At 34.5% G+C, this 11,034-nt stretch carries 8 protein-coding genes; 3 read left to right on the forward strand and 5 right to left on the reverse strand.

What is annotated here, in order from left to right:
* The first annotated feature begins 83 nt into the window (after positions 1 to 83).
* Positions 84 to 2,012 carry an LTA synthase family protein gene (locus ACZ1AQ_RS04385; RefSeq protein ID WP_489631728.1) on the forward strand — a complete coding sequence of 643 codons (1,929 nt, stop codon included), beginning with the start codon at positions 84 to 86 and terminating at the stop codon, positions 2,010 to 2,012.
* Positions 2,013 to 2,086: 74 nt separating this feature from the next.
* On the opposite strand, the gene ACZ1AQ_RS04390 is transcribed toward ACZ1AQ_RS04385, so the two are convergent.
* The 5 genes from ACZ1AQ_RS04390 to ACZ1AQ_RS04410 all read right to left on the reverse strand — a co-directional run bounded on the left by ACZ1AQ_RS04390 (position 2,087) and on the right by ACZ1AQ_RS04410 (position 8,234).
* On the reverse strand, positions 2,087 to 2,317 hold the full coding sequence (locus ACZ1AQ_RS04390) for a DUF8828 family protein (RefSeq protein ID WP_024982332.1): 231 nt from the start codon (positions 2,315 to 2,317) through the stop codon (positions 2,087 to 2,089).
* Positions 2,318 to 2,455: 138 nt separating this feature from the next.
* A complete protein-coding gene (locus ACZ1AQ_RS04395) occupies positions 2,456 to 3,361 on the reverse strand; it encodes a prohibitin family protein (RefSeq protein WP_489631729.1) in 906 nt (301 codons plus the stop codon).
* A 71-nt stretch (positions 3,362 to 3,432) separates the two neighbouring features.
* Positions 3,433 to 4,815: an MATE family efflux transporter gene (locus ACZ1AQ_RS04400; protein WP_489631730.1), complete on the reverse strand. Its 1,383-nt coding sequence runs from the start codon at positions 4,813 to 4,815 to the stop codon at positions 3,433 to 3,435.
* A 130-nt stretch (positions 4,816 to 4,945) separates the two neighbouring features.
* Complete coding sequence (locus ACZ1AQ_RS04405) at positions 4,946 to 6,715, reverse strand: cytochrome-c peroxidase (protein WP_489631731.1); 1,770 nt, start codon at positions 6,713 to 6,715, stop codon at positions 4,946 to 4,948.
* Between the two features lie 73 nt (positions 6,716 to 6,788).
* The gene (locus ACZ1AQ_RS04410) at positions 6,789 to 8,234 is read right to left on the reverse strand and encodes a PhoX family protein (protein WP_489631732.1); all 1,446 of its coding nucleotides are present in this window, start codon (positions 8,232 to 8,234) and stop codon (positions 6,789 to 6,791) included.
* A gap of 327 nt (positions 8,235 to 8,561) precedes the next feature.
* Between ACZ1AQ_RS04410 and ACZ1AQ_RS04415 the strand changes: the two genes are divergently transcribed.
* The gene (locus tag ACZ1AQ_RS04415) at positions 8,562 to 9,401 is read left to right on the forward strand and encodes a DUF6929 family protein (RefSeq protein WP_489631733.1); all 840 of its coding nucleotides are present in this window, start codon (positions 8,562 to 8,564) and stop codon (positions 9,399 to 9,401) included.
* 105 nt (positions 9,402 to 9,506) lie between these two features.
* The gene (locus ACZ1AQ_RS04420) at positions 9,507 to 10,670 is read left to right on the forward strand and encodes a hypothetical protein (protein ID WP_489631734.1); all 1,164 of its coding nucleotides are present in this window, start codon (positions 9,507 to 9,509) and stop codon (positions 10,668 to 10,670) included.
* Positions 10,671 to 11,034: the final 364 nt, after the last annotated feature.

Raw genomic sequence — 11,034 nt, forward strand, 5'->3', positions numbered from 1 at the left:
TTTTTTCTTTTGGTTTATGCATACAAAATCATTACAATTCTTTCATTAAATAGTATTTTTGCGCCACTAAATTTTAATTTCTCTTGAAAAAAATAACCCACTTAAAACCAATTGTAAACTTTTTGTTACTTGGTTTATGCATCACTACACTGAGCCGAATCGTTTTATTTTTTCTATTCAAAGAACGTGTAATTGCCACCGAAAATTACGGGTATCTTTTCCCTATCGGTCTGCGAATGGATTTGATATTACTGTGTTATATTTCGCTACTTCCAGCTGTATTGATTAGTCTTTTTCCAGAAAAATGGGTATACAAAATCCAGTCATTTTTGACGGTTTACTTTATCTTTTTCCTCAGTTTATTGCTGTTCTTTGAATTGGCAACACCAAATTTCATCGCTCAATACGACACACGTCCTAACCAACTCTTTATTGAGTATTTGATTTACCCAAAAGAAGTGATTGGAATGTTATACAAAGGCTATTTGCCTTCTATTTTGGCAACCATCGTTTTTTTGTCGACCTTTATTTATGCATTAATTCGGTTTAGAAAACAGCTTTTTGGAGTTGGAAATACGTCATACAAAACCAAAATACTCTTGTTTCCTTTGGTCGCTTTTTTATTGTTTTTTGGTGCGCGTTCTAGTTTGACTTCCAAAAGACCTATAAATGCTAGCAACGCCATTTTCTCTACCGACCAATTAACGAATTGTTTGGGATTGAACTCCTTTTACACGCTTGGCTTTGCTGTGTATTCCTTAAAAAATGAAGGAAACTCCGATAAGATGTACGGAAAAATGAAACCCGAAGAAGCTATTCCTCGCGTAAAAAAATATATGGATGCAAAACCAGAAGATTTTGTCGATGCCAACTTTCCTTTACTACACAAAAGCAAATCCGATACGATACTACAAAAGCCTTACAACATTGTTATTATTTTGGAAGAAAGCTTAGGCGCCGAATATGTGGGAAGTTTGGGCGGATTACCACTAACACCAGAATTTGATAAATTAACCAAAGAAGGAACACTTTTTACCAATATGTACTCCACAGGTACTAGAAGTGTACGCGGGATTGAAGCCGTTGTCACTGGTTTTCTGCCTTCGCCATCAGAAAGTGTGGTCAAGCTGAATAACTCTCAAAAAGACTTTTATACCATTGCTAGTTTATTGAAAGCAAAAGGATATGACACCAGTTTTATTTATGGAGGAATGGCCAACTTTGACAATATGGGCGCTTTTTTTAACGGAAACGGCTTTAGTACCATCATTGATGAACCGCAATACGACCCTAAAACCAGTGCTTTTCACGGAACTTGGGGTTGGTCTGATGAAGATGTAATGGTAAAAGCCAATGCGTATTTCAAAACACTAAAAGATAAACCCTTTGTATCACTCGTTTTCTCCTCTTCTAATCACGAACCTTTTGAGTTCCCTGATGGTAGAATTCAGTTGTACGAAAAGCCTAAAAATACTGTGCATAATGCTATGAAATATGCCGATTATGCCATTGGAAAGTTTTTTGCCTTAGCCAAAAAAGAGGCCTATTACAAAAACACTATTTTCTTAGTCATTGCCGACCACAACACTAGAACTTACGGAAAACATTTAGTGCCCATTCATAAATTTCATATACCCGCTTTGTTGATTGGTCCCAACATTGCAAAAAATGCCAAATATGAAAAATTGTGTAGCCAAATTGACATCCAACCAACCACATTGAGTAAAATTGGAATGAATGTTATCACGCCAATGCCGGGTCGAAATCTGTTCCGTTTACCAGCTTCGACAAAAGGAAGAGCGATAATGCAATTTCACGATGTGAATGCCTTCCGAGTAGAAGACCAAGTGGTTATCATGCAACCCAACAAAGAACCATTGCAATTTAAAGTTTCAAAAGATACTATCTTTACTCCAGTACCTCTCAACAAAGAACTGGCAAAAGATGCGTTAAGTCACGTGATTACAGCTTCGTATTTGTACAAAAAGAGTAAATACTCAACCCAAAAATAAAGTAACTAACCAAAAAAGGGTAGTGTTTAACAATTTCACACTACCCTTTTTTCTATTATGAGATTAATTCCAACTTATTCCTCTTCAAATCGTGCTATTTCGCGGTCATAAAACGCATTCGCTTGTTCAATTAAACCTTCCATTTCGGCGTTCAATTCGGCTTCGTCTAGGTCTTCTGGTTCTTCTAAAAACTCTACCTCATCATCTTTAAGATTAATGATAAATCGAGGATAATCCATATGAATGATAAAAATATCGTCTGGAAAGTCGGTATTGTCGCCTAATAAAAATTTTGGTAATTCCATTTTTGTTTGTTGTTTATTGTTCGTTGTCTATTGACTATATTTTACTTCGAAGCTATTCAAAGCGTATAACTTTTTACAAATTTAAGCATTCAGTTCTAAAGGTTAACCGTTTAATCAAATAACCGATTAACTTAAAAACTATTTATCTGAAAGAATCACTGGTGCGCTACCTTTTCCCATAAAAATAATTTTGGTATTGGGTGAAGTAGCGATTTCTTTTTGCGCTTTGATTTGTTCGTATTGCAATTGTTTATCAGTTAGCCCCAAAGAAATGATGCGTTGGTAATCTGCGATACCTTGTGCTTCTACCCTTTTACGTTCCGCTTCTTGTTTTTCTTTTTGCAAAACAAAAGTCATTTTTTGAGCATCTTGCTCGGCATTAATTTTACTTTCGATGGTTTTCTTTACAGATTCTGGCAAATTGATATTTCGAATCAACAATTGCTCTAACACCAATCCTCTAGCTTTAAAATCGGCTTCGATACTTTTGAAAATACGTTGTTGAAATTCATTTCTTTTAGTCGAATAAAGTGCCACCGCATCATAATAAACAGCGTTGTCGCGAATACGGGTTCTGGTTACTGGGCGTACAATTTTATCGGTGTAGCTTTCTCCAATTCCTTTCAAAATTTTGGGCGCTTCATTTGGGATTACACGATACAAAACCGTCAAGTCTATGACTACTTCCAAACCGTCATTAGATAATACTCTAATCGCATCATCACCTTCTTGCGCTCCTTCATTATGAACAGCTGACATTGTATAGTTTTGTGTTTGAACATCAAAAACAGTAATATCCAAAAGTGGATTAACTACGTGAAGTCCACTTTCTAAAATATCGGGCTGTACACTTCCGTAAAGCGATTTTACGCCTACTTTACCCGCGTCGATTTGCTTGAACATTGACGAAAAAACTCCGATTAAGAGTAATAGAACACCAATAATTTTTAAAAGATTAGAAAATTTAGATAAAGGATTAGCGTTGTTGTTTACTGTAAAACTAACGACTAACAGAATTATTCCGAGAATAATAAATACTATCATTTTTTTTGGTTTTAGTTGATATGCTTATTATACGAGGAAATAAAATAGAAGTTACATTTATAAGAAAAACTTTATTCGGTAGCATTCAAACGAACCAATCTATTGGTCAATCGAGAAAATCGGATGTATAAAAATAGTGCCGCCGCTGTTAATCCCGCCAATAACCCAATCCAAATTCCTACTGCCTCTAAATCTGTATATTTCCCTAAGTAAAAGGATACGGGAAATCCAACAATCCAATAGGCTACAAAGGTAATGTACATCGGAATTTTGACGTCTTGAAGCCCTCTCAAAGCTCCCAAAACAACCACTTGAACACCATCAGAAATTTGAAAAACCGCTGCAACCAACAGCAATTTAGCCGTAATCATTATAATCTCATTGTTATCCGCCATTTGAGAAACATCGGTAGTATTTAAGAATAAATGCGGCAAGTAATTATGAAAAACAATAAATAAAATGGCAAATAGCGATTCAATAAGTATCACCAATAAAAAAATAGAACGTGCTACCACAATTAATCCTTTAAAATCGGCTGCTCCCTTGGCGTGACCTACGCGTATCATTGCCGTTACATTTAATCCCATTGCAACCATAAAAGTTGAGGATGCTAAAATCAACGCAATTTGATTTGCCGCTTGATTGTTTTTACCCAAAGTTCCTGAAAGCCAAATCGCAGCTGTAAACAAAGTAACCTCGAACATCATTTGCATCGCTGAGGGCAATCCTAGATTGATGATTTTTTTTAAAATCGTTTTTTTGATTTCTTTGAACGTAAAATTTTTAAAATAGCGTTTCATTATAGCATTCTGCTTCATAATGTAATGCATAAAAATCACCATCAAAATTCTAGAAATAACGGTTCCCAAAGCAGCGCCAATGATTCCCAACTTAGGAAAAAACCAAACGCCATAAATCAAGACATAGTTAAAAAATACGTGCACCACATTGGCAAAAAATATGGCATACATAGAATACTTGGTTTGCGATAATCCATCGGCAAATTGCTTATACCCTTGATAAATAACTACTGGAATAAGCGAAAAAGCCACCCAATCAATATATGGGGCTGCCAAGACAACAACTTTTTCGGGCTGGTTCATAAAATACATCAGTTGCTTAGACAAGACAGTCAAAACAAACAAAACAATCCCCAAAATTGTACACAACAACAAGCCGTGATGAAAAGTGGTTCGAATTTTTTTGGTGTTTTGTTCAGCATCCGCCTCGGCAATCAGCGGAGTTATAGCAGTAGAAAAACCTATACCCAAAGAAAGCGCCAAAAAAATAAAACTATTACCCAACGAAACCGCTGCCAATTCAGTAGACCCCAAATTACCAACCATATAATTATCGACAATACCAATCAAAGTATGTCCTAGCATCCCTAAAACTACAGGATAAGCTAATTTAATATTATATGAAAACTCTTTGGTATATTGGGATAGGTTCATTGTAATGCTTTTTAGGTCGGCAAAGGTAATCAGAAGAAATCGATTCTTTGAATAGAAATTAATTTAAAAAAATCATTTTTAAAACCTTCAAATCGACCTAGACTAAAGCACTACAGACCAAAGAACTTTCTTAATTTCTCTTATCGGTAAGGGTTTTCATAAAAGCAATTAATTGTTTCTTTTCCTTATCTGAAAGCAGTAATTGATCTTCAGGCAAGGTTTGATTAGGCACTTTAAATCCAAGGCCAATTCCACCACCTTTGTTATAAAAATCAATGACTTCTTCTAAAGTTTTGAAAACACCATTATGCATATACGGAGCCGTTAACTCAATATTTCTGATGGTGGGTGTTTTAAATGAATTTCTATGAATTTCGGCTTGGGTCAATTCATATTTTCCTAAATCGGTATCCAAATAATTATGCCTATTGGGTACTCCTAAAATTTCGCTTTCTGTTTTCATAAAATTAGGTGGGACTGTCCCGTTGGTTAAAGGAATAAAATGGCAAGTAGCACATTTAGCTTTGCCAGCAAATAGATTAAAACCTGCTTTTTCATCTGTCGAATATTCGACTTCATCACGCATATATGCATCAAACTTTGAATTATAATTGCTCAAAGAACGAACGTAGGAAGCCAAGGCATTTTTGATTCCGAATTCGTTAATCTCATTTTTAGGAAATGCTTTTTTGAATTCGGCTACATACTTTTTATCTTTTTGCAAGGCTTTTACTGATTTTTCAAGAGAACCGTGCATTTCGATTTCGTTTGTAATGACAGCCACGGCTTGGTCTTCGAGATAACTTACTTTAGAATCATAGAAGAAAGCACGTTGGAAAGCGATGTTCATCAAAGTAGGCGTATTACGCTTTACTTTGGTTTTGCCATCTAAGGAAATGGTTTGCTCTAAACCATCTGTAAAAGCAATATCAGAATGATGACAAGAAGCGCAAGAACGTGAATTGTTGCCTGACAAAATAGGGTCATTGAACAATCTTTTTCCTAAGGCAATTTTTTCTGGAGTGGTTTTATAATCAGGAAAACCATTGAAAGCTTCTATATCAAAAGCCTCTTTATCAAAGAGCGTTTGCGCTGTAGTTTTTAGAGCTCTGGTCTCTTTTACAAACGGAATCGAAGCACTTTTTTGACATTGATATAACTGTTTACTCAATGGATTAGCTATATTTTTTATAAAATACGCTCTATCAAAAGCATTGAAGTTGGTATGCGTTTCTAGGTATTTTGTTCCTTGAGAAAGAGTAGCTGAAAGCGCTTGAAATGACTTAGCATCCAAAGTGTTTTTATAAAAAGTTACATTTTCCCCTATGCTTTCTAAAACTACTTTTGCTTCTGGAAGTGAATGTAGCGCAACTGGGGAATCAAAGCCCGTAATTCCTAGGGTAATCATTCTAAATACGGATAGTCGCAACGCATCAAAAACCGAAGCATCTGTCAATTCATTGGTTTGCGCTATTTTTTCTAATCGATTTAAATTCGCATTCAAAATGCCTATTTCTGTCAATACTTCAGCTTTTGTTGACTGATTGTATTTTGGAAAAAAATATTCTTCAATAACTTGAAAGCCTTCAGGAGGCAAGGTTTTCCCATCGTTTTCCTCAAACTCAGGTAATGCTGGTCCGTTGATGGACTTGGCAACTGCTGGAAAATAATACTCGGTCAGCCATTCCACTTTTTTGTAACTACTATGAGCTTTCAAAAATTGAAATTGAATCTTTTGGGAATTGGCATCGGATTGCACCAATTCTTTTAAATGTTCAACTTCGACTTTTAACTGCTTTATATATATATCAAAATTAGCGGCAACTTTTTGATGGTTTTCCTCAGCGGGTTGGCAAGAGAACAAAGCAAATGAGAAGAATAAAACAATGATTTTTTTCATGATTATTTTAGAAATAAAAAAACCAAACCACGATAACAAAAAGCCATCGTGGTTGTGGGTAATAAAAGATATCTTATCTAGCTAATCCTTTGATTAATACAATTTGACTCGCTTGATCTTCGTTTGGACGATTTGTACCGCCATCAACACCTTTGTATTTTGTTCCTCTCCAAGAGTGTGGTTGAACGCTCAACAAAAAGGTATCATCGATTCCCAATTGCTCCGATACATCAATCATAGCACCATATTCCCAATCTCCAAATTTTGAAGTTCCTCCTACGTTATATTTGGCAGCATCAGTAGCCGTACGACGGTGGTCTAACTCAAAAACTACTTTTAATTGTTTTTTAGCAATATCGTATTGATAGATGTAGGCATCGTGAGTTTCGTCACCATATCCGTTGGCATCTTCTTGCACATATACATAGTTTTTCGTCACACAAATGTTGTCTGGATTTTGAAATTTACCCGCAATTCCGTTACGGTCATCACCATCCAAAATTACTTCTAAACTTCCGATTAATGGATTTTTAGCATCTAAGTTCAATCTATACACACGTCCGTATTTGGTTCTAGAAGCATCTGCATTGGTTCCTGTAGTATTTTGACCTGTCACGTTGAAATAGATTTCACGAGCACCCTCTGCACTACCTTTTCGGTAATCCAAATCTTCTACTCTACCAAATTTGATACCTTTTAAAGTATTTACTGAAGCATTGATAGCTGCACCAGTAAGCGTAGTATGGTTTTCAATTTTCACAAATGAAACAGGATATTTTTGGTTAACCACCATATCTTTCTCTCTTTGATTATCGTCTTGACGTTTCATCATATACAAAGAACCATCGGCTAAATCTCCAACTCTATCCGATACATACATAAAAACTTGACCTCCATAAGTTCCTGAATCGTCATCTCCAATCACTACAACTGTTTTACCAGCATAAGCTTTAGCATTCAATGGCATTGCATTTTCAGCACTTAAACGTCCAAATGAAGCTAACTCTTTGGTAACAGATGCCATTCCAGCATCGGCATAAGGATATACAGCGTGCGTACGAGATTCCTCTCCTGATTCACCACAAGTTAAGTACAAAGGTCCAAAACCGTGTTCTGCAACAGTAGCCATAGTAGCACCACAAAGTCTCCAAGTTCCGCCATTAGAGTTTAATAAATATTCTCCTTTCAAAGGTTTGAAGGTTTTGTCAAGAGTAACTCTTGAAACAGCAAAATTATCTTCGTGATTTACCAAAAAAGTAAATGTTCCGTCTTCGTTTCTTAACAATCCAGAACCATCAGCTGAACCTCCAAAAACGAACTTTGGGCTTCCTGACAATACATCATCAGAAGAAATTAAAGAGAATAACTCCACGTTTTCAAAACCTGCCTTTTTAGTAAGCAATACTGGAGTTACTGATTGATTTGCCAATACCACACTAGTTGGTTTAGCGTCATTAGAGTCGTTCTCACAAGAAATAAGTGAAACCAAACACAATAAGGGTAAAATTAGTTTTTTCATTGTTGTATGTTTTTTTATACCCACAAAATAAGGCTATGAATATAAACACATTGTCACTGTGGGATTAAGAAACAGCTATGAATACGTAAGATTTTAAATTATAATTTAATCTAAAATTTACATCGTAACAGTGAGTATATATTCGGTTAAAATTGAATTAACAATAAGAAGCCAAACCCAACTAGCTGTCTCAAAAAAAGTACGAGAAGAAATTTTTAAAGTCCGTTTAAACGAAAAGAATCTGCCAACAAATCACTACTTTAGTTGCTTTTTAATTCATCTGGATTCCCCACTTTAATGGGATATTGATACAAATTTTATAATGCAATGGAAAAATTCACACTCGAGCTTTTATTTCAAATCATAGGAATTGGTTCTGCTTCTGGACTTATTTACAAATCGCCTTCCTTATATGTTATTGGTGATAACAGCGGCTATTTGTACGAATACAATATGGAAGCCAAAGACTTACAGCAACACGCTATTATTGAAAATGCCAGCGCAAATATTGCCAAAAAAGACAAACCCGATTTTGAAGCCATAACAAGTTTTGAAGACAAGTTGTATGTTTTTGGTTCCGGTTCTACTCCGAAACGCAACAAAATGGTAGAAATTAATACAACCGAAAAAGAGATTAAAACCAACGATTTGACGGATTTATATAGCGTAATGCAAAGCTTTGGTCAAATTAAAGCCGATGATTTTAATCTTGAAGGGGCTATTTATACTGGAAAAGAATGGATGCTTTTTAATCGTGGGAACGGAAAAAAGAGCAAGAATGTGATTTTTACGGTTTATGGTAAAAACCTAATCAACGAATTCAATATGATTAGCAACGAGTATAAGTTGCCTAAAATTAATGGCGTGCGAAGCAGTTTTACCGATGCCGTTTTGGTGGATGCTAAAATTTATTTTTTGGCTACTGCTGAAGACACACAATCGACGTATAATGATGGAGAAGTAAAAGGAAGTTTGATTGGGGTAATTGATGTAGAAACAATGAAACTTGAATTTACGCAAAAGATAAGCGATACCCATAAATTTGAAGGCCTTACCCTCTATCAAAATTCAGACAAAACCTTGGAGTTTTTGTTATGCGAAGACAAAGATTCGGAGGTGTTGGAAACGAATATTTATAAATTAGTACTTGACAAGAGTACGCTTTGAATGGAGAATTTCGGGGCGACTCGTGATGAAACACAGACTATTTGAGATTGAAAAAAACAATATGAATTATTAATCAACAACAAAATCAAAGTACAAGTCCATAATATGAAAATGAGAACTATATTCAAACTATTTGCAATACTAATCTTTACCTATAGCAATGCCCAAAACTTTCAAACTCAAAAAATAGTAGTTGATTTACTTACTAAACTACCATTAGAAAACGTAATAATTTCTAACCAAAAAGATTATTCAACTACGAATATCGATGGTAAATTCATTTTTGTTTCTGCAAACAAAGCCATCAATTTGAATCTTTTGGGATATGAAAATATAGAAACAACTTTTGATGATTTAAAAAATTCTAAAGACACAATCTTTATGCAACAAAAAACGATCCAACTACCCGAGATAATAGTTGGGAATTCGGCAGCATATGTTCAAAAAGTGTACGATAGAATTAAAGACAATTTAATTGGTAACTATACCATTGATTTTTTCTTGAGAAATGTTTTAAAACAAGAGAAAGAAATAATTGTGCTACAAGACTTGTCAGGGAAAAAAAATCAAAACATTTCATCCAAGGATAAAATAAGCATTGAAATTTTGAATATGCGTAAAGTAAAACTTTATGATAAAAAAGAAGGTATAGACTTTAAATTTCAAAATTTTGAAGAAATATCTAACTTGGTTGCGCCATCACCAAGCGGATGCAATTTTACTGAAATTGCATTTAATGATGAGAATTACAAAAAAATTGAATTTGAATCCAAGAATAAAAACGCTCAAGGTCTTGGTATCAAAGGTTATCTTGTCATCAACAAAAAAGATCTTGCCATTGTTGAATTTAAAATGAGTTCAGATATTGATACTGATTTACTGCCTTATTCAAAATTTATGCTTTCCAAGGTTAAATACAGGACTCCCGAGTGGACCAAGCACATAAAATTCATTAAAGACGTAGCTTCAAATAAATACTACCCTGTTTCATTAAAAATGGATGTCAAAGTAGAAGTCGTAACAGATAAAAAGTCCTTCTATTTTAATAATTCAATAGATTTATTTACAACTAGTGCACCTCGGGACGAGAAAATTATTCCTAATTTTTCGACTGATAAAGATTTATTCAAAGCTAAATTTATTTATTCAGCAGATTTTTGGAAAAGCCAAAATCAATTGCCTTTGACCAAAGAACTTGATACCTTTTTGAAATTAGTAGCGGATAAAAAAGATAAAACAAAAGAATACGAAGTCACGGGAAATTTTTAATCAATTAACAAAAAACAGAAAGTGTTATTATTCAGATATTTTTTTTGACATTAATTGCCTCCAACTTTAGTTGGAGGGGTGAAATTTGAAAGTTTTAAAGGCTTTAGCCAAAATTAGCTGCTTTTATTTGGCTAAAGCCAATGCAATCAATCCCCATTCTCCAGCTAAAGCTGGAGGCAATTGAAAGCAAGACAAACTGAATCACATTAAATTGCTTCCAAAAAAGCACAATGTTGGCTCATAGCCCCGATTACTATGATATATACAAACTAAAAATTTATTTATTTTTTAGTTTAAAAAAAGACATAACAAGCCTTCGAATAAGAATTACACGAAGGTTTGTTGTGCCTTTCATAAGTTATTT

Source organism: Flavobacterium sp. UM26, from assembly GCF_057922445.1.

Coding starts and splice junctions, on each gene's coding strand:
- ACZ1AQ_RS04400 (WP_489631730.1), bottom strand. CDS start 4,815: ATGAACCTATCCCAATATACCAAAGAGTTTTCATATAATATTAAATTA.
- ACZ1AQ_RS04415 (WP_489631733.1), top strand. CDS start 8,562: ATGGAAAAATTCACACTCGAGCTTTTATTTCAAATCATAGGAATTGGT.
- ACZ1AQ_RS04395 (WP_489631729.1), bottom strand. CDS start 3,361: ATGATAGTATTTATTATTCTCGGAATAATTCTGTTAGTCGTTAGTTTT.
- ACZ1AQ_RS04420 (WP_489631734.1), top strand. CDS start 9,507: ATGAAAATGAGAACTATATTCAAACTATTTGCAATACTAATCTTTACC.
- ACZ1AQ_RS04390 (WP_024982332.1), bottom strand. CDS start 2,317: ATGGAATTACCAAAATTTTTATTAGGCGACAATACCGACTTTCCAGAC.
- ACZ1AQ_RS04410 (WP_489631732.1), bottom strand. CDS start 8,234: ATGAAAAAACTAATTTTACCCTTATTGTGTTTGGTTTCACTTATTTCT.
- ACZ1AQ_RS04405 (WP_489631731.1), bottom strand. CDS start 6,715: ATGAAAAAAATCATTGTTTTATTCTTCTCATTTGCTTTGTTCTCTTGC.